At 69.7% G+C, this 22,215-nt stretch carries 17 protein-coding genes; 6 read left to right on the forward strand and 11 right to left on the reverse strand.

The features are described 5' to 3' along the window. The first annotated feature begins 20 nt into the window (after window positions 1–20). Window positions 21–3,065, forward strand: coding sequence for an AAA family ATPase (locus tag ACPCUW_RS01450; RefSeq protein ID WP_423423444.1), 3,045 nt, complete (start codon window positions 21–23; stop codon window positions 3,063–3,065). On the opposite strand, the gene ACPCUW_RS01455 is transcribed toward ACPCUW_RS01450, so the two are convergent. Further along, a complete protein-coding gene (locus ACPCUW_RS01455) occupies window positions 3,059–4,051 on the reverse strand; it encodes a GlxA family transcriptional regulator (protein WP_423423445.1) in 993 nt (330 codons plus the stop codon). The two genes, ACPCUW_RS01450 and ACPCUW_RS01455, sit on opposite strands and share 7 nt — an antisense overlap. A gap of 109 nt (window positions 4,052–4,160) precedes the next feature. Between ACPCUW_RS01455 and ACPCUW_RS01460 the strand changes: the two genes are divergently transcribed. Further along, complete coding sequence (locus ACPCUW_RS01460; protein WP_146098675.1) at window positions 4,161–4,679, forward strand: hypothetical protein; 519 nt, start codon at window positions 4,161–4,163, stop codon at window positions 4,677–4,679. 6 nt (window positions 4,680–4,685) lie between these two features. Here the strand turns inward: ACPCUW_RS01460 and ACPCUW_RS01465 are convergent, their stop codons facing one another. Continuing rightward, window positions 4,686–5,207 (reverse strand): DUF4254 domain-containing protein, encoded by a 522-nt coding sequence (locus ACPCUW_RS01465; RefSeq protein ID WP_227462744.1) that lies wholly within the window; start codon window positions 5,205–5,207, stop codon window positions 4,686–4,688. A 151-nt stretch (window positions 5,208–5,358) separates the two neighbouring features. Between ACPCUW_RS01465 and ACPCUW_RS01470 the strand changes: the two genes are divergently transcribed. Further along, a complete protein-coding gene (locus ACPCUW_RS01470) occupies window positions 5,359–6,198 on the forward strand; it encodes a GntR family transcriptional regulator (RefSeq protein WP_064907199.1) in 840 nt (279 codons plus the stop codon). Continuing rightward, the gene (locus tag ACPCUW_RS01475) at window positions 6,195–6,779 is read left to right on the forward strand and encodes a GNAT family N-acetyltransferase (RefSeq protein ID WP_423423446.1); all 585 of its coding nucleotides are present in this window, start codon (window positions 6,195–6,197) and stop codon (window positions 6,777–6,779) included. The genes ACPCUW_RS01470 and ACPCUW_RS01475 overlap by 4 nt, the downstream gene beginning before the upstream one ends. Before the next feature lie 2 nt (window positions 6,780–6,781). Here the strand turns inward: ACPCUW_RS01475 and eccCa are convergent, their stop codons facing one another. From eccCa to eccD, 3 genes are read right to left on the reverse strand one after another with little or no spacing between them, the layout of a single operon-like run. After that, complete coding sequence (gene eccCa / locus ACPCUW_RS01480) at window positions 6,782–10,864, reverse strand: type VII secretion protein EccCa (RefSeq protein ID WP_423423447.1); 4,083 nt, start codon at window positions 10,862–10,864, stop codon at window positions 6,782–6,784. A gap of 2 nt (window positions 10,865–10,866) precedes the next feature. Continuing rightward, a complete protein-coding gene (gene mycP / locus ACPCUW_RS01485) occupies window positions 10,867–12,360 on the reverse strand; it encodes a type VII secretion-associated serine protease mycosin (protein ID WP_082940988.1) in 1,494 nt (497 codons plus the stop codon). Between the two features lie 8 nt (window positions 12,361–12,368). After that, a complete protein-coding gene (eccD, locus tag ACPCUW_RS01490; protein ID WP_423423448.1) occupies window positions 12,369–13,838 on the reverse strand; it encodes a type VII secretion integral membrane protein EccD in 1,470 nt (489 codons plus the stop codon). Window positions 13,839–13,967: 129 nt separating this feature from the next. On the opposite strand from eccD, the gene eccA reads away from it, so the two are divergent. After that, complete coding sequence (gene eccA / locus ACPCUW_RS01495) at window positions 13,968–15,785, forward strand: type VII secretion AAA-ATPase EccA (RefSeq protein ID WP_423423449.1); 1,818 nt, start codon at window positions 13,968–13,970, stop codon at window positions 15,783–15,785. Between the two features lie 48 nt (window positions 15,786–15,833). Here the strand turns inward: eccA and eccB are convergent, their stop codons facing one another. Further along, window positions 15,834–17,342, reverse strand: coding sequence for a type VII secretion protein EccB (gene eccB, locus ACPCUW_RS01500; RefSeq protein WP_423423450.1), 1,509 nt, complete (start codon window positions 17,340–17,342; stop codon window positions 15,834–15,836). Between the two features lie 204 nt (window positions 17,343–17,546). Here eccB and eccE point away from each other — a divergent pair, with 204 nt between their 5' ends. After that, window positions 17,547–19,223: a type VII secretion protein EccE gene (eccE, locus tag ACPCUW_RS01505; RefSeq protein ID WP_423423451.1), complete on the forward strand. Its 1,677-nt coding sequence runs from the start codon at window positions 17,547–17,549 to the stop codon at window positions 19,221–19,223. Window positions 19,224–19,355: 132 nt separating this feature from the next. Here the strand turns inward: eccE and ACPCUW_RS01510 are convergent, their stop codons facing one another. The 5 genes from ACPCUW_RS01510 to ACPCUW_RS01530 all read right to left on the reverse strand — a co-directional run bounded on the left by ACPCUW_RS01510 (window position 19,356) and on the right by ACPCUW_RS01530 (window position 22,208). Continuing rightward, entirely contained in the window at window positions 19,356–19,667 is a 312-nt protein-coding gene (locus tag ACPCUW_RS01510) for a WXG100 family type VII secretion target (protein WP_030513429.1), read from the reverse strand. Window positions 19,668–19,716: 49 nt separating this feature from the next. Further along, window positions 19,717–20,052, reverse strand: coding sequence for a WXG100 family type VII secretion target (locus ACPCUW_RS01515; protein WP_030513428.1), 336 nt, complete (start codon window positions 20,050–20,052; stop codon window positions 19,717–19,719). 78 nt (window positions 20,053–20,130) lie between these two features. Continuing rightward, window positions 20,131–20,919 carry an ESX secretion-associated protein EspG gene (locus ACPCUW_RS01520; protein ID WP_423423452.1) on the reverse strand — a complete coding sequence of 263 codons (789 nt, stop codon included), beginning with the start codon at window positions 20,917–20,919 and terminating at the stop codon, window positions 20,131–20,133. An 8-nt stretch (window positions 20,920–20,927) separates the two neighbouring features. Further along, complete coding sequence (locus tag ACPCUW_RS01525) at window positions 20,928–21,896, reverse strand: PPE domain-containing protein (RefSeq protein WP_423423453.1); 969 nt, start codon at window positions 21,894–21,896, stop codon at window positions 20,928–20,930. 15 nt (window positions 21,897–21,911) lie between these two features. Next, window positions 21,912–22,208, reverse strand: coding sequence for a PE family protein (locus tag ACPCUW_RS01530; RefSeq protein WP_064907191.1), 297 nt, complete (start codon window positions 22,206–22,208; stop codon window positions 21,912–21,914). Window positions 22,209–22,215 lie beyond the last annotated feature (7 nt).

The raw sequence follows: 22,215 nt of genomic DNA on the forward strand, positions 1-22,215 counted from the left end.
AACCGCGGTGAGGTACTGCCGTGAGTCGCAACAACAACGATCTGCCCATGCTGCCCCCGTGGCTGTCGGAGAGCGACGTCACGCAAACGGGATACGAAGCGCCGGTCGAGAACCTCCCGCACGAGGAGTACATCCCGGAGGACAGCGGTCCGCGACGGTTGTTCTCCCGCAAATCCGACGACCGGGCGGAGTCCGACAAGAAGGAGTCCGACCGGAAGTGGCGGAAATCCCGCCGCAAGGACAAGGCCGACGCCGAGCCTGCCGCCGGTGAGACGTCACCCTCGTGGGGGCCGCCGGGAACCGCCGGGCCGCACGGCGATGCGCAGCCGGGGCCGGAATCGTTGCGCGGCAACGGTGTTCAGGGCTCCGAGCCGATGCCGTGGCAACAGCCGTCCGAGGGCTACGGTTCGGACGCCCAAGGTGTGATCCCGGCCGACTTCCGAGCGCAGCAACAGAATCAGTTCGCGCAGCCGCCGGCTCAACAGGGGCAGGCGTGGAATTCGTCGCCATCCGCAGCGTCCTCGGGCCACGACTTCGGCCGCCCGCCCGCTACCGCACAGCCGATTCCCGCTCCGGCGCCGCAGCAATCGCAGCCGACCACGCCGGGCCCGGACCAGGCGTCCGGCCCGCTGTCCTCCGCGCCGCTGTCCGGCGAGTTTCCGGCGGCACCGCCGCAGACTCCGGCCCGGCCGCCGATTCCGCCCGCACCGCAACATCTGTCGAACCCTCCCCTTCCGGCCGCCGAAGGCTCGGATACGGAGCTGACCGTGCGGGTGACCCGGCGGCCCGACCTGCCGCCCCCGCCCCAGCAGTCGGCCCCGACTCCGCCGCCGCTGCCCGAGTGGCCGGACCCGACTCCCCCCGCCCGTTCCGGACCGCCGCCGCGGCTGGGCGTGCCGGAAGGGTACGACGACGCGCCGTCGGTCTCGAACAACGCCGCCGCACAGCAGTTTTCACTGCCCGACACTCCCGTCGCACCGACAACAACCGCGCCCGGCCTGCCACAGCAGGAGGGGGATGCCCGCCCCGCCTCGGCCGAGATGCCGCCGACCGGAACCACTCCTCCCGTTCCGACACACGGATCGGTGGCAGGTCCGTTCGGTTCGGGTCCGGACGCGAGTGAACGGGCCGAGAACGTGGGCGGCGGGGCTTCCGGCGTCACCGACGAGGCGCCCGCCTGGCTCGGCCGCGTGGCGGAACAGTCGGCCGCGCAGGCCGATTCCGCGCCCGCGCGCGACGCCGCCGAGGCCTCGGTCGCGCCGATCTCGGATTCTGGTGCGCCCGGCGAGACCGCCGTATCGAATACGCCTCACGCGGACCTCCCCGCGCCAGGGGATGTGACGGGGAACGGTGGCGCCGGCACGTGGGATGCCTTCGCAATCGGCACTGCCGCAGTTCCGCACGGTGGCGCAGCTTCCGGACCGCGGGCTCTCCATCCGCCGACGGTGGGAACCCATGCGCCGGAGAGTGATTCGGGTGCGTCGTCGGTCGTCGGCGGTGCCGGCTTCTACGGCTCCGGAGATGCCGGCGCCGGTTCGGCAGATCAGCAGTGGAGCGGGCGACATCGGCTCGACTCCGACCGGGTGCCGGCTCAGGAACCTGTCGTACGCCCCGGACCGGATGCCGGTGCCGCCTGGAACGGACCGGATGCGCCGGCACCGCGGCCCGACACGCATCAGCAGCTGCCCGAAGGCACCGGTCCGCAGTACGGCGCGGCGCCGCAGACGACGCAGTACCAGCAGCCACCTGCTCCGGACTTCGCAACGCACACACCGCATTCCGGCTCGATGCCGCAGGCGCCGAATTCCGAATCGACGATGGTCGTCGGCCCGCAGGGGGTTTCGCAGCCTCGGATCCCACAGCCGGCCCCGGACGCCCAGTGGCACAGCGCACCGCAACCGCCACCGCAGGTGCCGGGCCCGGCGACCGATCCCGAACAGCAGTGGGCCGCACGGCAGGCGGATCAGTATTCCCAGCCGCAGCAGTACGCGCAGCCGAATCCGTACATGCCGGGGCAGCAGGCCCATTCACCCCAGTATCAGCAGGCCCCCAACCCGCAGGCCCACCAGCCGCAGCCGCAGCATCAGCAGTACCAGCAGGGTCAGCCGCCGCAGCAGTACCCACCCAACGGCGTGACGCCCTCGCTGGAGGATGTGCCGATGCGCCGGGCGAAGAAGGCCCCCGGTTCGGGGTGGCGGCGCGCGGTGCACCACATGTCGGGCGGTGCCATCAATCCGGGTATGTCCGCGGAGGAGCGGCGCCTGCAGGAACTGGTGGCTCGCATCCGGCAGCCGGTGCGCGGCGACTACCGGATCGCCACCCTGTCCTTGAAGGGCGGCGTCGGCAAGACGACCACCACCATGGGCATCGGCTCGATCTTCGCCTCCATCCGTGGCGACCGCGTGATCGCCGTCGACGCCAACCCGGACTTCGGCACGCTGTCGCAGCGGGTGCCGCTGCAGACCCGGTCCACGGTGCGAGATCTGTTGCTGGATCAGCAGATTCGCAGTTACGGCGACGTGCGGCGGCACACCTCGCAGGCCACCAGCCGGTTGGAGGTGCTGGCCAGTGAGCGTGATCCGGCGGCGTCGGAATCGTTCAGCGAGGACGAGTACCGCCAGGTGCTGCGCGTCCTGCAGCGGTTCTACAACATCATCCTGACCGACTGCGGTACCGGACTGATGCATTCGGCCATGGCGGGTGTGCTGGATCTGGCGCATTCGCTGGTGCTGATCTCGTCGTCGGCGATCGACGGCGCCCGTAGTGCGGCGGCGACGCTGGACTGGCTCTCCCTGCACGGGCACGATCACCTGGTGCGCAATGCCGTGGTGGTGATCAATCTGCCGCGCGAGGGGTCGCCGAATGTGGCGATTCAGCATCTGCGCGAATACTTCCTGGCCCGCTGCCGCGCCGTGCACGTCATCCCCTACGACCCGCATCTGGCCGAGGGCGCCGAGATCGATCTGGCTCGGCTGCACAAGAACACCAAGCGGGCGCTGGTCGAACTGGCCGCGACGGTGGCCGACGATTTCGCCACCGACCATCGGCGGTTCGGCGGTTACTGAGTGCCGCGGTCCTGCCAGGTGAGCGGGGTCGCCCGGACTTCGGCGATACTGCGTCCGCGGCGGCGCCGGAACAGGCTGCGCAGGGTGCCCGCGTTGAGGTAGCCGACCCGCGCGGCCACCGCCTCCACGGTGGCGTTGGTGGTGCGCAGCAGCCGGGTGGCGCGCTCGAGGCGGATCTCGTTCACGAAATCCCGTGGTGACATCCCGATTTCGGCCTGGGTCGCGCGCTGCAGGCTGCGCACGGTGACGCCGAGTTCGCGAGCGGCGTCGGTGATCCGGAACTGCTCGGCGATATGGCCGCGCACCCAGCGTTCGAACGCCGCCACCAGCGAGTTCCCGCGCGCGATCACCTGCGGGACGATGTAGTCGCGTTGCTCGCCTCCGCTGCCGGCCAACAGCATCCGGGCCGCGCGTTCGGCTTGGGCGGGACTGCGACCGGCCACCGTGGCCAATGCGAGGTCGAGGTGCGCCAGGGCCGCCGCGGCCGTCGCGATATGACCGGAACGGCACAGGATGCGTCCCTCGTCCAGGTCGACGTTCGGATAGCGGCGGCGGAAGGCCGGGCCGAGCCACCAGCTCGTCGTCGCGGGCAGCCCGTCGAGCACCCCGGCCTCGGCGAGGAAGAAGGTTCCGGTGCACGCGGCGGCCAGCCCGGTCCCCGCCAGGTGCGCCTGCGAAATGCGTTCCAGTACCGGCCTGTTGGCGGGCGCGGCGATGAGGTCGACCACCGCGTCGGCATCCATGGCCAGCACGGCGGGCACGATGATCGGGCCGATGTCGGCGGGTACCTCGGCCAACGGTGTGGTGGGAATCAGATGGCCGTGGCCCGAGCGGACGCTGCCGCCGAGCGCGACGGTGTGCACCCGCCACGGCTCGGGTTCCAGCTCCGGATCGTCGACGAGCGAGTTCGCCGTGTTGAAGACCTCCAGGACGGCGGCGAGACCGAGGTCTCCAACGCCATCCACGACGAAAATCGCGACATCCATGTCGCAAACAGTACTGAATGCGTCGGATACGACACTGCTATTGCGCGTATCCACCGCTTAGGGTTTCCGGTATGACGGTGTGGGCGAACAGAGGTGCACGATGCGCATCGTGAGCAGTGCGTGTCACCTCTTCGAATACGAGGTCACCGCGGCGGGGCCGTGCGCGGTCGCGCTGGATCCGGCGGCCGTGCGCGCCCGGAAGATGTTCGTGGACTGCCTGGTCCTGCAGATCGCGGTCGAGCCGGGCGACGCCGCGGTGCTTCCGGCGGCGGTCGAGGTCGTGAAAACCATTGCGCTACACAACGACGCCGGCTACATCGTCGTCGAGAGCGTGGCGCCGTGGGCACGAAACGATCGACGCGCCGGCGGTGGAGCACCCGACGACGTACTCACCGGCCTGGCGGATGCGCTGGACGTCGTGTCCGAGCTCACCGAGCGCCTGGAGGAACGCGGCGAACCGGTCCACCTGATGCCGTTCGGCTGGAACACGATTCGCTTCACCGAACTGGCCGGTGGGTCACGACCACGGCGGGTGACCCGATTGAATCCGGCACCGCTGCCGGCGGATCGGTCACGCCTCAGCCGCGCACCGCGGATGGCGGGCTCGTGCCGATCGCTGAGCTACTAGACCGACTCACCAGCTCGGCAGGCGACGCCGTCCGGCGAGGACCTCACGCACCAGATCGTCGTAACCGTCGGCCAATTCGGCCAGGTGATGCCAGGCACTGTGCAGCACATCGTCGTTCGCGTCGAGGGTCATCAGCGCGTGGTGCGCGCGGACCGACGCTTCGGCCAGCCGGTCGATGACGGCGCCGATCGTTTCGGTGTGCAAGGTGGCGCCGGAGCCCTGCTGCGGCACGGCGCGGACGATCCAATCGTCGATCGCCATCACCAATTCCATTCGCCGTCTGCCGATTTCGATCATCAGGGCGGAGTCCGGATCCGGTGTGGAACCGCCGCGGCCGAGCTGGCGTTCGAACAGCACCGCCAGGTCGCGCGCGAACCACAGGATCGGGCCGCCGATCACGCGGTGCCCCCGGCACGCACGCAACAACAGATCCGAACTCGGCAGAACTTCGGTCGTCAGGAACTCGACGGCCGTCGGTGTATGTGGTGTGTCGGGCAATGCCACGACCACCATCGGGGACGTCTCCAAACCAGCCACGTTGCCTCGCCGTCGTCGCCGTACAACCAATGGTCAGGACGTTCATTACAATAAACCTCTGAATGTGTGTGTCAAGGGTCACACTGCCCCGTCAACCAGCAGAGTAGACTTTCCTTCCTTGAAGGTACAACCGAGGAGCGAGATGGCCGCCGGTCCGAGGTACCAGCGCATCGCCGACGTCCTACGGGAGGCGATTCGCGACGGCACGTACAAACCTGGTGATCGCCTGCCCAGCCACAACGAGCTGGCCGATCAGATGCATGTCTCGATCACCACCGCGCGCAACGCGATTCAGGTGCTCGTCGCCGAAAACCTGCTGTTCACAGCGACTTCCCGGGGCACGATCGTGCGCAGCCAGGAGGTCCTGGAATCCGTGGTGACCAGCCACATTCGGCGCGACCGCCCCAAGTCGGCACACGACATCTTCTCCGAGACCGCCCGTGCTGCCGGGCGGGAACCGGCCAAACAGTTCAGCGCCCGGATGGAACCGGCCGGTACGGACGTCGCGCATTGGCTCGGCGTACCGAAGGACTCCTGGGTCGTCGCCCGCACCGTGGTGCAGTACCTCGACAACGAACCGTGGTCGTGGGAGGTCAGCTACTACCCGCGTGACCTCGCCGAACTCACCGGAATCGATTCCCCGCACGATATTCCGGAGGGCACCACGCGGCGGCTGGCCGCACGCGGATATCCCGAAACGGCCCATCGGGATACGGTCGTGGCGCGCCCCGCGAGTGCCGACGAGGCCGCCGTCCTGGGTGTCGGAGCCGGCACCATGCTGCTCGACCATCTGCGCATCGGCGCCGGCAACACCCGCATCATGCGGGTCACCCGCCAGCGGTCGCTGGCCGCGCGCAACCGGCTGGCCTACGAACTCGGTGACGACGAGGGCACCGCCCTCATCCGCAAGACCCTGGGGGCGCCGCCTCCTCCGGGCAACTCCCATTCCTTCGGTAACTCGCTGGTTCCCGGCTCACCATGACGATCCGCATCCGCCGGGCCCGCTCGGCCGACCTCGGCAGCATCTGCCGACTACGGCTCCAACGGACGGCCTGGCTTGCGGCACGCGGGTCGGACCAGTGGACCCGGCAGGGCCGGGGGCTGCCGATCGAACGGTTTGCCCACGCGGTCGGCCGGTCGGTCTCGGCCGGGGAGACCTGGGTGGCGGAGGTGAACGGCGAATTCGCGGGAACCGTCACCGTGAACGATCGCGCCGACCCCGGTTTGTGGTCACCGCGGGAGATCGCCGACGCGGTGATCGTGCACTACATGATCGTCGATCTACGCTTCGCCGGCTGCGGTGTCGGCCGCGCGCTGCTCGTTCATGCCGCCGCGGTGGCCGTTGCGCGGCAACGCAATTGGGTGCGATTGGACGCCTGGACCAGGAATACCGACCTGCACCGGTACTACCGCGCGGCGGGATTCCGGCTGGCCCGCATCGCCAACCCGGCGGTCAGCGGACCGTCGGCCGCGCTGTTCGAACGGCGCACCGACAGCTGGGACTTACCGGAACCGATAGTGCGGCGGCACCTGCACGCCGACCGGGGCGATCCGGTGCCCTGACCTCAGACCGGCGGCAGATAGCTCACCTGCACCATTTCGTTCTCCCTGGCACGGGATACGAGCGTGCCCCGGCCCGGTGCCAGCTTGCCCGACCGTACGTCGCCGAGCAGTTTGCCCTCGTCCTTGGGCGCCGACATCAGCAGCGCGTCGACCGACAGGTCCTTCATCATGCCCAGCACCTTGTCGTACAGCGCCCGCGAGGCACCGCCGGAGCGCCGCGCCACGATCAGATGCATACCGATATCGCGGGCCTGCGGGATGAATTCCAGCAGCGGTTCGAGCGGATTGCCCGCACCGGTGGCGACCATGTCGTAGTCGTCGACCACGATGTAGATCTCCGGCCCGGTCCACCAGCTGCGGTCGCGCAACTGCTGCGGCGTGATGTCCGAACCCGGAATCCGCTGTCGCAGATAGGCGGCGACCTCCTTGATCATGTCGAACGACGTCTGGCCGGAGGTCGAGTAGCCGGCCAGCTGCTGGCCCTCCAGGACACCGAGCATCGTGCGCCGGTAGTCGATCAGGATGACGCGCGCCTGCTCGGCCGTCGAATTCTCGGTGATGCCGAGCACGATGTTGCGCAGCAACGTGGTCTTGCCGCACTCCACGTCGGCGAATGCCATCAGATGCGGCTGGGCGTCGAAATCCATGACCAGCGGCGCCAATTCGTTCTCGCCGAGGCCGACCACCACCCGGGTGGCGCTGCATTCGATCCCGTGCTTCGCGGCCTCGGCGAGCACCTGTTCGCGCGGCACCCGCAGCGGCAGCATGCGGACCGCGGGCGCGCGTCGATCACCGTAGAGCTCGGCGAACTGGCTGCGCGCCAGCGCGATACCGTCGGAGAGAGTCGCCGGATCGGAGCTGGAATCCAGGCGCGGCAGGGCGACCAGCATATGCAGCTTCTCCGGTGTGAGACCGCGGCCGGGGCGGCCCACCGGTACCAGCACCGCGATGCGGCGGTCCATTTCGGAATCGCTGGGGTCGCCGAGGCGCAGTTCCAGCCGGGTGCCGACGAGATCCTTGACCGCCGGGCGGATCTCGCCCCAGCGCGTGGCGCCGATCATGAGGTGGATCCCGTAGGACAGACCCTGCGCGGCCAGTGCGTTGAAGGCCGGTTCCAGCACGTCGAATTCGGCGCGGATGGTCGCCCAGCCGTCGACGACCAGGAAGACGTCGCCGAACAGATCCTGCGACAGCGGGTCCGCCGCCTGTTCGGCCGGACTCCGCTGTGCCAGTTCGGCTTTACGGCGGCGGAATTCGTGGATCGACTCGATGCCCAGCTCCCGGAACCGCTCCTCGCGCTGGTGCAGCAGGGTCACCATCTCGGCGACGGTACGGCGCACCCGGTCGATATCCATGCGCCCGGCCACCGAGCCGACGTGCGGGATGTCGGACAGGCCCGCCAGCGTGCCACCACCGAAGTCCAGGCAGTAGAACTGCACCTGCTCCGGCGTGTGGGTGGCCGCGGCCGCCATGATGATCGAACGCAGCGTGGTCGACTTGCCCGACTGCGGACCGCCGACCACGGCCAGATTGCCCTGTCCCGCCGACAGATCCACGATCAGCACATCGCGGCGCTGCTCGTAGGGCTTGTCGATCACACCGATCGGCCACCACAACCGGCCGTGCCGGTTCACCGGCGAGCGCCAGTCCGGATCGGGTAGCAGCATGTCCACCGACGGTGATTCGTCCAGCGGAGGCAGCCACACCTCGTGGGCGGGGCGGCCGTGACCGCGCAATCGGTCCACCACCACGTTGAGCAGTGTCTTGGGCACGGTTTCGGCGGGAGTGCCGGGCGGCAGCTCCAGCTCCGCTTCCGGTGAGCCGGGCGGCGGCGGAAGTTCGGGCCGGCCCAGCGGTCCGCGCGCCGGAGCGGCGGTGACCGGTGTGCGCACCGGGACCGGCGCCGCGGTGAACACCACCGGCTCCTGTCCGCCGCCGCGCTGCCCACCGCCGGTGCGGCCGGGCGCGTTGCCCGCGGGTGATTCGTAGGCGCCGGAGACGTAGCAGGCGTTGAACCGCAGCGGATCGTCGGCATCGCTTTTGAGGTAGCCCGAGCCCGGCACACTCGGCAGGTGATAGGCGTCGGTGATGCCGAGCACCGCGCGCGACTCGTTGGCGGAGAAGGTGCGCAGGCCGATCCGGTAGGACAGGTGCGAGTCCAGGCCGCGCAGCTTGTTCTCCTCGAGCCGCTGCGAGGCCAGCAGCAGGTGGACGCGCAGGGACCGGCCCAGACGGCCGATCATGACGAACAGGTCCGCGAAATCCGGCTTCTGCGAGAGCAATTCGGAGAACTCGTCGACGATGATGAACAACGCGGGCAGCGGATCCAGCGCCGCGCCGGCCGCGCGGGCTCGCTCGTACTCGGTGACGTTGGCGAAGTTGCCGGCCGAGCGGAGCAGTTCCTGGCGCCGGGTCATCTCCCCCGACAGCGCGTCCTTCATGCGGTCGACGAGGGCGATCTCCTCCTCCAGGTTGGTGATCACCGCGGCGACGTGCGCGAGCGATTCGAGTCCGAGGAACGTCGCGCCACCCTTGAAGTCGACCAGCACCATGTTCAGCTGATCCGGCGAATGGGTCGTCACCATGGACAGCACCAGGGTGCGCAGGAATTCGGACTTACCCGAACCCGTTGCGCCGATGCACAATCCGTGCGGGCCCATGCCGTTCTCGGCCGACTCCTTGATGTCGATCTCGACGGGAGTGCCGTCGGGCGTGATGCCGATCGGCACGCGTAGCCGCTCGCGGTCGTTGCGCGGGCGCCACACCGACGCCGGATCGATCTGCGCGGCATCGGGAATCTTCAACAGCTCCATCAGGCCGGGCACGGCTCGCGATTCGTCGCCGAGGCTCACGATCTGGGCCGCGGTGGCCACCCGATAGCGGGCCAGCGCCCGCGCCAGGGTCTGCGCTTCGGCGATCGTCACCGGGTCGGACGTGGCGAACTGCTCCACGCCCGCGGCGGATCTCGCGGCGACGGTACCGTCGGCGACCACCAGTTGCAGTCCGCGGCGCACCGCGAGCCCGGCCTGCGGCGCGGTGAGGTCGAGCACGGTGACCGAGTCCAGGCCGGCGTCGCTGACGATCCGCTCGGTACCGCTGACATAGCCGTCGTCGATGATGACCAGCAGATGGATGCGCCCGGCGGTGGGCTGGGCGTTGCGCATGAACCGGCCGCGCTCGAGCAGTTCGGCCGCCATGGAGGTCTCGAGTTCGGCCAGCGAGCGATACATCATCCGGGCCGCGCCCATGCCGTCGCGGTCCACCGGATGTTGCAGGTGCGGAAGCCATTTCGCCCACGACCAGGCCTCGGCGTCCGGGTCGGCGCAGATGATCGCGACCGCGGCGTGGTCGGGGCCGTGGAAGGTCACGTATTCCATCAGCATGGCGCGCACCAGCATGCGCGTCTCGTCCGGCCGGCCCTCGATGTTGATCGCGGGGAACGCACGCAGCGACAGGGCCGTGGGCAGGCCGTGCACCACCGAGTGGGTACGCACGAAGCGGCGCAGCGCCACCGTGGAGACCGGTTCGAGGTCCTCGAGCGGACCGGTCTCCGGGCGGGCCAGTTTGGTGGCCAGCCGGTGACTGCCGACCCCGACGCGCACATGCCCGAAATCCGGGTCGTTGGGGCGGCGTTCCCACATCCGGCGGGTGCCGGCCACCGCGCGCAGATCGGCCGGTTCCGGATGGCTCCAGATCAGCGATTGCAGCTGGGCGCCACCGGTTTTGCGCACATCGCGTCGGACCTGGTCGAGGTAGCGGAAGTAGTCCTTGCGTTCCTCGTTCAGCTCGGCGGCGCGCTTGGGGCCGCCCGAGCCGCGCATCCCCGCCATCATCCCGACCATCGACATCAGCATCATCATCGGGAACATCAGCATGAAGGGGTTGGCGAGCAGATTGCGCCCCATCATCACCATCATCGCGAGCATGCCGACCACCGCGACCACCATGACCACGGGCATGAGCCGCATCAGCAGGGCGGGCGGCACCGGCCGCGGAATCTCCGGCGGGGCGGTCAGCGCCACCTCTCCGCCCGGTGCCCGCGGCGGGGCGATCCGCGGTCGGCGCACGAATCCGTCGGTGGACATGCCTACTCTCCTCGAGGCGAGTCGGTCCCGGTGGGAGCCGGGGTGGCGGACAGGTATCCGGCGGCCGGATCGTCGGCGACCGGTTCGGATCGCCTGCGCCGGTAGGGAAGGGCGGCGGCCCAGCCGACGGCCAGCAGGGCCAGCAACGCGCCGGAGCCGACGGTCGCCACCCGGCGCGGCAGCGGATCGGGGCCCGGATCCGGGGCGGGCGGCGCGATCGCCCGTGGCACCTGCGCGGCCTGGCCGGGTGGCGGCGGCAGCTGCGCGGTGAGCGCCGCCAGCGGATCTATGAGGCCGAACCCGACCCGATCGTCGCGGCCCGCGCCGGGGTTGTGCGCGGTTCGCTCGATCCGGTCGATCACCTGCGCCGCGCTCAGTTCGGGAAATCTGCTGCGTACCAAGGCCGCCAGACCCGAGACGAAGGCCGCCGAGAAGCTGGTGCCGTCGATGGTGAGCGGTCCGTCGTCACCGTGTTCGGTGTCGACCAGACCGGTTCCGCCCGGCTTGCTGTCGAGGGAGATGATCGACCGGCCGGGCGCGGCGACCCCCACCCACGGGCCGTGGATCGAGAACGGCGAGGTCGCGCCGTCCGGATCGGTCGAGGCGACCGAGAGCACGTACGGGGTGAACCAGGCCGGGCTGATGACGGTGCGCACTCCGTTCCAGCCGCTGGTGTCGTTCTGGGCCGAGCAGGCGGACTGGTCGAGATTGCCCGCCGCGGCGACCACCACGACATTGCGGTCGGCGGCGTATTCGACCGCCGCGCCCAGTGCGCCGTCGGCGGTCTCGGAACCGGCTGGGCTGCAGGACACTTCGGAGATGTTGATCACGGTGGCGCCCATGTCGACCGCGCGCACCACGGCGGCCGCCATCGTCAGCACGTCACCGTATCCGCCGGCGGCGACCTTGCCGGTCTCGTCGTTGTTGCGGTTCTTCGCCTCGTACTGCAGGCTCAGCTGCCGGATGGCCAGGATCTGCGCCTCCGGTGCGACGCCGGAGAAGGCGTCGGCGGGACTCGGGCGCGCGGCGATCAAGCCGGCGACCAGGGTGCCGTGGCCGTCGCAGTCCTCGGTGCCGTCGCCGGCGGTCACGAAGTCGCCGCCGGGTTGCAGATCCGGCAGGCGCGGATGGCGGTTCACCCCGGTGTCGATGACGGCGACCTTCTGTCCGGCGCCGCGACTGAACTTCCAGGCCCGGTCCAGATCGAGAATCCGCTGGGGCAGTGGCGGATCCCGCGGGATCGCCCCGGTCAGATACGGCTCGGCGCAGACCGCGCGCTTCTCGGTCTGGTCCGGCGGACCGTTCTTCGCGTTGACGGCCAGCGCCTGCCCGAGGGCGCCCTCGTCGATCGCCGGCGGGGCGACCGCGGTCGCGGGACCACCGCCGAGCAGCGACGCGCCGAGTACCGCCGCGGCAGCGGCCACGCGCAGCCGGCGAGCCGCCCCGCGCGCGAAACCCGCTACCGGACAATCTCTTCCGTAGCGCAGCACAGTCATCGGCCCGATCAGATGTTCCGGGCGGCCGAATAGACGTCCATCAGCCACAGCGACAGCGGCACGATGGAGATGATCAGCAGATACTCGAAGATCTCGATCGCCCGCCGCACCACCGGCGACACGTCCGCGCGAGGTCCGAGCACACCGAAGGCGACCACCGCCGCGGCGACGATCAGCAACAGGCCCGCGCCGACCGCGCGCCAATCCTCGTTCGCCACAGCGGCTCCCGCGGTGACGGCGAGCGCCACCGCGGTGCCGCCCGCGATCATCGTCGACGCCTGGGTGAGATCGGCGTACGCCCGGCCACGCAGGCACAGCACCACCGCGGTGATCGCCGCCAGCACCAACCCCTGCCAGCGCGCCTCGCCCAGCGGATCGGCCCCCAGGACGGCGCCGAAACCCGCTGCGAGCGTGGCGCCCACCAGGACTCCGGACTGGTACTGATTCGCCGCGTGGGCCCGGCGCTCCAGCCCGGCCGCCGAGGGCAGCGCGGTCGCGCCGATGACGCCGATATCGGCGATGGTCGGGCGCGGTTCGTGATCGGTGGGGTCGATCGCGCCCCCGGCCGTCGGCACCGGGGGAACCGGCAGGCGCGCCGCGGCGACGGCCGCCCGGGGAGCCATCGTGATCAGCACCAGCCCCGCGATCAGCACGCCGACGGCGATCTTCGCGATGTCGAAGTCCCACACCATCCGTACCGCCGCCGCGACCGCGAGCACCGCGGCGCTGGTGACCACCGCGGCCACCACGAGCGCCCCGGCGCGGGTCATCGAATACAGCGCCAGCGCCACCACCAGAGCCGCCACCGCCGCGAACAGGACGTGCGGTGATCCCATCCGGCCCGGTGTGAGCAGGCCCGCGCTCGCGCCCAGCAGCGCAATCGCGAACAGCGACAACACGTTCGCGGTCGTGCGCTCGGCCGGATAGCGGCGCGCGACGATCACCGCGGCGCCGGCGGCGAGCACGCCCACGCCGAGCGCGATGAATCCGTTCCAGATGCCGGTGCCCTTACCGGACACCAGGACCGCGACCGCGACGAGTACCGCGATCAGCCCGGCGCCCAACCCCATTCGGCGCGCCGCCGTCGGTGACCAGGCGTTTCCCGATTCGGCGGTGAGCCGCGAGACCGCGTCGATCACATCGTCGAAGAGCGCGGGCGCCTCCTTGGCGGTCACCGAGCGCAACACCAGCAACTCGCCGTCGAAAACCTCGGCGTCGGTGAGTGATTGGTGCGGCGGGATCGGATCGCGGCCGATCCGCGCCAGCGTCCAGTGCTGTGCGCGCACGGGCGCGCCCTCGTCGTGTTCGGTCAGGTCGGGATTGCGGGAATCGATCAGCTCGACCAGGTCGGTGATGTAGGCCGCGACCGGCACGGTCGCGGGCAGGCCCACATCGAGTTGAGTATTTCCGCCGATCACCGACACTCGGCACAATTCCGGGTCAACGGCCCCCACGCCGCTGCTCGACGACTCGGTCACGGATTACAGAACTCCCTACGATTTTCGTCGCTGTATTGCGACGTTCCAAACTTAACCGAGATCGGCTGTCACGGCAGCCGGTATGCTGAGCGAGAATTAGCACATTCACGCGTTTAGGGGACTGTCCGTATGACCGGCAACCGCCAAGCACAACGCGCCTTCGATGCCGGCGTATTGTCATTGGGCATCGCTATCGACGGCCAGGAATCCACGCCCGATCTCGAATATGCGAAGCTCGCATTCCAGCGCGCCACCGAATGGGATCCGGGCATGTGCGACGCCTGGCTGGGCCGGGCCGCGGCCGGGGAGATCACCCCCGAGGTGGTGTTCAACCTCTACAAGACCAGCGGCTCCACCCTCTACCGCGAGCAGCGCCGGCTCGGCCTGGCGCCGCGGCAGCTGGCGGGCCGGTTCGTGGTGGGCCAGTACATCGACTATCCGCTGGCCGGATACACCGAGATCTGGCTGGCGCAGGCGACCCAGCTGATCTCCGCCGGCGATTACGACGAGGCCGAGCAGGTGCTCGACGAGCTGGCCCGGCATCGCGCGGGTCTGCTGTCGCAGCCGGATCAGGATCTCGACGACCGGATCTGCCAGTACGTTCGCGGCCTGCTGCACTACACGACGCAGCGCTGGCCGGATGTGATGACCGTGCTGGCCGGTTCGGCGGACTGGCAGGACTCCTACCTGGCCGCGGGCGCGCACGTGATGGTCGGCACGGCCTGTGCGCAGCTCGGCCTGTTCGGCGAGGCGATCCGCCGGATGGAGGCCGCCGAGAGCGGTCCGATTCCGGCCGCGGCCACCACCGCCCGATTCTGCCGCGGACTGTGCCTGCGCGAGATGGGCCGCGAGGACGAGGCACAGGCCCTGTTCGAGAAGGTGTTCTCCGAGGCGCCGGACTTCGCCGCGAACACCCAGGCCATGCGCGACCGCAAGTACCGCCTCACGGTGACCTCGAAAGAACTGATCGACGCGCGCACCGACCGCTGGGATCCGGCCTCGGCGCCCACCGCCGAGCAGGTCGAGACCGAGGAGCGCGGCGATCGGGCCAAGCGCCTGCTCGAGGTCGCCCGCGCGGAGTTGGACGAGCAGATCGGCCTGGCCGCGGTGAAAACTCAGGTGGCGAAACTCCAGGCCACCGCGCAATTGGCGAAGATTCGAGCCGAGAAGGGAATGTCCAGCGCGCCACGCGGACAACACCTTGCGTTCACCGGCCCGCCGGGAACCGGTAAGACGACGATTGCCCGAGTGGTGGCAAAAATTTACTGTGGGTTGGGTTTGTTGAAAACCGATCGACTGGTAGAGGTAAAGCGTTCGGATTTCGTCGGTGAACATTTGGGAAGCACCGCGATAAAAACAAATAAATTGATCGATTCCGCGATGGACGGAGTGCTGTTCGTCGACGAGGCGTACACACTCGTTCAGACCGGCCTGTCCGGCGGTGACGCGTTCGGCCGCGAGGCGGTGGACACCCTGCTGGCCCGGATGGAGAACGACCGCGATCGGCTGATCGTCATCATCGCCGGCTACGACGGCGAGATCGACCGGTTCCTGGCCTCCAACGACGGTCTGGCGTCCCGCTTCGCCAAGCGCGTGAAGTTCGAGTCCTACACTCCCGAGGAACTCGGCCGGATCGGTCAGTTCATTGCGAGCAAACGGGATTCGGAGGTCGCCGAAGATGCGCTGGAACTGCTCCAGGCCGCGTGCCGGGAGCTCTACGAGCGCCAGGTGGTGGATCAGAGCGGTGAGCAGCGGCGGGCGGTGGACCTCGCCGGTAACGGCCGGTTCATTCGCAATGTGATCGAAGCCGCCGAGGAGGAGCGCGAATTCCGGCTGGCCACAGACGAATCCATCGACCTGTCGGCGGTGGACGAGACGGTGCTCATGCGGATCGAGGGCGCCGATATGGCCAAGGCGCTGGAAGGTGTACTCGGCGGATTGCGCTGAGCCGCACCGCGATCGGGGACCGGTCGCGCTGCCGGGCGGCCGTGGCGGTCAGTTGTTCCTGCCCGGCGGTGGGATCGGCCGGGCGCAGGCTACCGCGCTCGCGCCCGCGTCCGGGCACTGCGGCAGGCTGTCGTGACTCATCAGAGCGTCCTGCCGGGTCAGCGCCGGGCCCGCCGACAAGGCCTCCACGATCGGCTTCGGCGCCGGCTTCGGCGTCTTCGGCATTCCGAGGACCTTGGCGGTGTCGGCATCCGGGATGCCGTACCGAATCCCGTTGTCGCCCACATAGAACAGCGGGCCGTTGCTCACCGCGCCCGGCTCCGCGCCGACCGACCGCACGAACTCCCCCGTGCCCGGGCGCAGATAGACGCCGTCGATCCGATCGCCGGCGCCGTCCGCGGTCGCCGGGACGACCGGCTCCGCATCCGCGGGCAGGGGCAGCGCGCGGCCGGCGAGCAGAGTGACCGTGGCGCGCGCGTCGTCGGCGGCACGGGTCCACGACAGACAGGCCACCGGATCGGCGTCGGGCGCGAGCACGGACGGAACCTGCTGCGGGAAATCGTCGATCGGCAGCCGGTGCAGAACCGGGATACCGACGATGCGGTCCGGCGGAACGGTCGAGATCTCGTTCATCCCTTGCGAATTCGCGTCGCGGATCAGGCCCGCGGCGAACGGCGTGACCCGTTGCACGCCGTCGGCGAGGACCACGTACAGCTCGTCGGCGTCCACGCCGTGTACTCGGATCACACCGCCGACCGGCACATCCGACAGCTTGCCCGGACCCGGCGTCCCGTGCCGGTCGATGTCCGGAACTGCCAGCGGCGGAACGGGTTCGGTGGCATCGAGCAGCGCACCGCCGATCGGCCGTGGACGCTGATCCCGCAAACCGAGGGAGCGGACCAGAACGGAATCGCCGGGATCGATCTCGGCACGCTTACCGTCGTAGACGAGGAAGGTCTTACCGCCGTGGGTGGCCAGCAGCGCCTGGTCCGCGCGCACCGGCACCGCGCGGGCGCCACCGGCCGGATTGTCCAGCGGCCCGGCGATCACCGTGGTGAGCGGGCCCGTCGCGGCCGCACCACCCGTCGCGGAGGGCAGCAGGTTGTCACACATCGTCCAGGTGGACCGCCGGGGGTCGCCCGATCCGGGCAGGGCACCGGGCGCGCCGGGAATGCCCAGTAGCGGACCGCGCGGCTGGGTCAGTTTGCTGTCCTTGACCGAGGCCGGCGAGGCGTCGGCGCCGGTGACGAGGCGCGCCGAGGCCAGGTTGAGCACCGGATGCAAGGTTCCGTCCACGAGGACGTAGAGCGCACCGGAATCCTTGCCCATCACGATCTTCGAGTCACCCACGGAGCCCTGCGGGTGCAGGAAGGCCAGGATCGCCGCACCCGCCACGCCCAAAAGTCCCAGTACGGCGCCGATGACGAGCGAACGGAACTGGGTCCGCATGGGGTCGTGCAGCATCCGGACGTCGCGCCGCACGAGCGCGTGCTCGTAACGCTTGAGCAGGAACCGGTAACCGTTGACTTGGGCACGGGTCGTCAACTGCGCCGGCACAACCGCCTCCCGATACCCACTAGCTGATTCCGATGACCCGATTCGAGGGCGCGAACCGATTCCGGCCGCGCTTCGACAGACTAGCGAAGCCGAACGAGTTCGGTCCATTATGTGCGCATGAACTCCACCGCGCGCGGAGAAAAAGTCACACCGCCTCGAGACGATTCATCCGACGCTTCCGAATCGCGCTCGAACGCACCGCAATTGCGTTCGACGGAATTCTGGCTCTTCCACCTGCTCCCCCTGCGCCTGGTGCTTCCGGTGCTGGTCACGGCGGCCGTGGGCGCCTTCGTGGCAAGGGTTTTCACACCGCTGTGGTGGGTTCCGGTCGTTGTCGCCGCGGTGGTGGTGATCGTCGCGCTGGCGCCGATTCGAGGCACTTCTCTCGCGCAATCCCTGGCGCGCGGAATTACCTTTCGTTGGCAATTGTTTCGTAATCGTTCCACCGCCGTTCAACATTCGCCATTCAATGTTCCACTGGCCGAAGGCGGAAGTTACGGAATGCGCTGGGACGGTGGCCGGCTCATCACCATGTTGCGGATCGACGCGCAGCCGCGAACGGTCACCCGGCTCAGCCCGAGCGGTCTGCTCGGCGACGATATGTTGCCGCTCGCCGAGATCGCGCGCTGTCTCGATCAGTTCGACATCCGGCTGGCCGCCATCGATGTGATCAGCACCGGATCACGCAGTGCCGGCACCGGTGCGGTGGCGCGCGCCTACGAGAGCATCCTCGGGCCGCTGCCGGCCGTGGCGCATCGGACGGTCTGGGTGGTCCTGCGGCTGGATCCGCTGGCCAACGCCGCCGCCGTGGATCGGCGCGGCGGCGGGGCGGAGGGGACCTTGCGCTCGGCGGTCGTGGCCACGCGGCGGGTGGCCAATCGGCTCGCCGCGCGCGGTCTGTCGGCGGTCGCGCTCTCGGCGACCGAGATGAATCAGGCGGTCGCCCAGTTGACCCTCGGCGCGACGCCGGAGGAATTCGAGGAGACGACGGACAGTCTGATCCACAACGGTTTTCACCACACCACCTACCGGATGACACCCGAGGCCCTGGGCTCTCGCGGCATCGCGGAGGTGTGGTCGACGCCGACGGTGACCTCCACGATCACCGTGCGGCTGCAGCGGGTGCCGGATGCCGGGCCCAGTACGGCCGCGACCACCGACACTTCGATCGCCGTGACGGCGACCGCACGCTTCGCGACCCGCGACGCGCCGTGCCGGGTGCGCTCCGCCGGACTGATTCCTTTGCCCGGAAAGCAGCGGCGCGCAATGCTTTTCAGCCTGCCGCTGGGCACCGGCGTGCCGGCGCTGCCGCTGGACAGCTACCTCGGACCGCCGGACGCCCTGGATCGGGTGCCGATGCCGATCGCCGGCTGCGGACAGCTCATCGGCGCCGACAACTCGGGCCAGGGTGTGGCGCTGCCGCTGGTGAGCCGGCACGTGCGCCGGGTCGAGGTCATCGGCTCCCCCCTGGTCGCCAAACAGGTGATCCTGCGCGCGATCGCGTTGGGCGCCAGTGTGGTGGTGCACACCAATCGGCACGACGAATGGCGGCCGATGGTCGGTTACGTCGATATGCCGCAGGCGCTCACACTCGCCACCTGGTCGGCCGGTTCCCAGCAGGCCAGCTCGTATCGGTTCGCGACCATGGTGGTCTTCGACGGCATCGCGCCGAGCGGGCACCACTCCGACGCGACGGTGATGCTGCTGCGCCGGCCCGGGCAGGCAGCGGACGGATTCGAACCCGATGTCACCCTGATCGAGGATCCCGAGACGGCCAACCTGGTCACGGTGCGCACCGAGGCCGGGGAGACCCGGGTGTACATGGTGGCGACACCGGAGGAACTGCGCTACGTCGGCGCACATCCCGCCGTTCCGGCCTGACGCCGGCCGAGCCCGCCTCGGCGGTTCCGGCATGTGAAGCGCCTGCCCGCCGAACCCGGGCGACGACAGCGAAAGGCCCGCCCGATCTGGGACATCGGACGGGCCCTTCGTGGTGAAAACTGCGGTGCGGACTCAGCCGCCGAAGCCGTTGGCGACGACCTTGTCGGCGGCGGTCGCGTTGTTCATCGCCGCGGCGACGGCCTTGGACAGCGCCGACACCTTGCCCATGGCGGTGCTGGGGTCGCTGTCGCCGTTGATGTCGCCGAACTGCTGGTCCCACTTCTGCTTCGACTGCTGGAACGCCTCGAGACCGGCGTTGCCCTCCCACGCCTGGGCCAGCTTGGCCGCGCAGTCCTGCAGGTTGCTCGCCTCGGACTGCAGATCCTTGTGGAAGCCGTTCAGCAGGTCGGAGAGCTCCTGGAGAACTGTTCTTTCGTAAAGCATGTCGCTACCTTTCGTACGTGTGCGGTGGAACGGTTGTGCTGGATTCGCCTCAGACGCCGAGGTTGGTCAGACCGCCGGTCTGCGAGATGAGCTGACGGAACTCGTTCTCGTTCTCGCTCTCCAGGCCGGTGTAGGTCTTGTTGCCGTGGCCGACCTCCTCGGTCATCTCGTTGAGGATCTGGTTCAGCTTGGCCGCTTCCTCGTCCCAGTCCTGGGCAGCCTTGTTGCACGCCGAGAACGCGTCGCCCTGCCAGCCGCGCTTGGCGGAGTCGACCGCCTCGGTCACGCGGGCGATGGTGGCGCGGATGCGATCGACCGAGTTGGCCATATCGGTCTGCGCCTGCGAAGTACTCGCTGCATCGTTACTGATTTGCTGTCCGGCCATCGTCAGGCCCCTCTCTGTGTTTTCCGGTAATGCGGGTGGTCGGTACTACAGGTGGTCACTGGCACGGGATTTCGCGAGCTAGGGCATCCACCTTCCCCCGGGCAAGGTGCCGATCAGCGCCGTAATCGCCTGTGCGGCACGGTGATCGGATCCCGGCGTGAAGGTGGTCCACATCCGCTGGTCGGATGCGATGCCCGGGCTGGCCGCGATCCGGCCCCGGGCGGTGTCGTACACCGCCGCGGCGCCGGAGGATCGGGTGGTGATGCCGTCGGCGTGGAAGTAGGCGACGATCTCGGCGTGGGCGTGGCACTGCGAGAGCGCCATGCCGAATTCGATCGCCGCGCGTTCCGCCACGTCCAGTCCGTACAGGGCTTCGGCGAATTCCGTTGCCGCCGTGGCAGTGTCCAGTCGCTGCGCCAGCTCGTCGGTGGCGGCGCTGAAGCTCGCGATATCCGCGGGTTCGGCGGGACCGAGGACCTCCAGCACGGGACGGGCCAGTGCCGCACCGTCGTCGTCCGCCCAGATGGTGCGGACGTCGATCTGGTCGCCGGTGCGGACGGCGACCGCGTGCCCGGCGCCGCGCCGCACCACCGACACTCGATGCACCCCGGCCGCGGTGACGATCCGCGCCGCGAGTTCGGACTCGGGCCGGGCCAGAATCGACAGGGCCGCACCGAGTTCCGGCTCGACGTCGTCGTAGCGGTCCACGAGCCCAGCGCCGCGCAACCAGCGCAGCGCCTCGGCTCGCGCCGCGGTGAAGGCGTCGATCGAGTCCTGTCGTGGTCCGACCTCCAGCACCAGCGGCAACGTCTGCACGCCGAGCAGTTCGGCGACGGCCAGGACGGCGTCGTTGGTCAGGGTCGCCATAACACTCCTTACGCGGGACTCGCGGTTCCGGACGCGGGCGGCGTCTCGACGCCACCGAGAACCGCTGGGGCGGCGGCCAATCCGGCGTCGATCTCGAATTCGCCGACGGCGGGTCCGTCCGCCGCCCCCGCCCGGGCGACGCGTTCCTCCTCGGACTGCGCGGCGGCGGGGCCGGCCGCGGCGGGAACCGCTTGGCCGGTGGCCGTCCCGGTCTGCGCGGGCGAGGCCTGCAGCGCGGTGAATTCGGTGGACCGCGCCACCTGGGCGACGGTCTGGACACGGGTGCCAGTGAGGGTGCGCGGCATATCGAAGGCGGCCAGGTTCGGCATGGCGGGCATCCCGGGAACGGCGGGCATCGCGGATGCCGATTCGGCGGCCACCGCGGCGGCCGCCTGCTCCCCCGCCAGGGCGTCGCCCGTGGCCAGCACCGGCGGCTCGATCTGCTGCCACGGCATCGCGAGCGGTTCGGTGGCGGCCTCGTAGGTGCGCATCACCCGGGCCGCGCCGGCCTTGGCCACGTCCTGATCGGCGCTGATATCGGCGGCGGCGCCGACCAGCGGCGCGCCCATCGCGGCCCCGATGGCCTGCACCGTGTGCATCGCCTGTTCCAGCGCCGCGATCTCCGCGATATGCGGCATCGCCAGCCGGGCCACCTCGTACGCCGCGGCCTGTTCGGCGGCGTGGGCGGCGTTGCGCCCGGCGGCCGTCGCGGCGTCGAGCAGCCAATCCCGCATCCGCGCAATGCGTTCCAGCACTTCGTCACTGCGGTCGGACTGCCAGTGCCCGCGGATCTCGGCGACGATCCGGTCGTAATCCACCACGGCGGCACCGAAGTTCGCGGCCAGCCGGCCCCAGGCCGAAGCGGCCTCGGCCATCGGCACCGATCCCGGGCCGGTCGTCAGTTCGCGTGCCAGCCGCTCGGTCGGCCTGGCTTCCCAGACCACCCCGGTGAAACCGTCACCCGGTGGTTCGACCATGTCGTCGCGCCCCGATCAGGCCGTGGCGCCGAGGTCGGCGGCGTTGTCGCTGTCCATCCGGGACAGCCCGCGCGACTGCGCCCGCAGGGTGGCGGCCAGTTTGCGCAGCTCCTGCACGCCGAGGTTGCCCGACGAGTCGAACGACGCGCCGACCTCGGTCAGGGTCGTCGCCGCACGCAGCGACACCTCGTCGATACCGGGAGCCGCGACCGACAACGCCGGGGTGTCGGCCTGCAGGCCCGCCTCCAGACGGTCGGCGAGTGCGTCGAGATCGGCGGCGGTGCGCGCCGCGACTACGGGATCGAATTCCATCGCGAAC

This window comes from Nocardia sp. AB354 (assembly GCF_049538315.1).
GTDB classification, from domain to species: Bacteria; Actinomycetota; Actinomycetes; order Mycobacteriales; family Mycobacteriaceae; genus Nocardia; species Nocardia nova.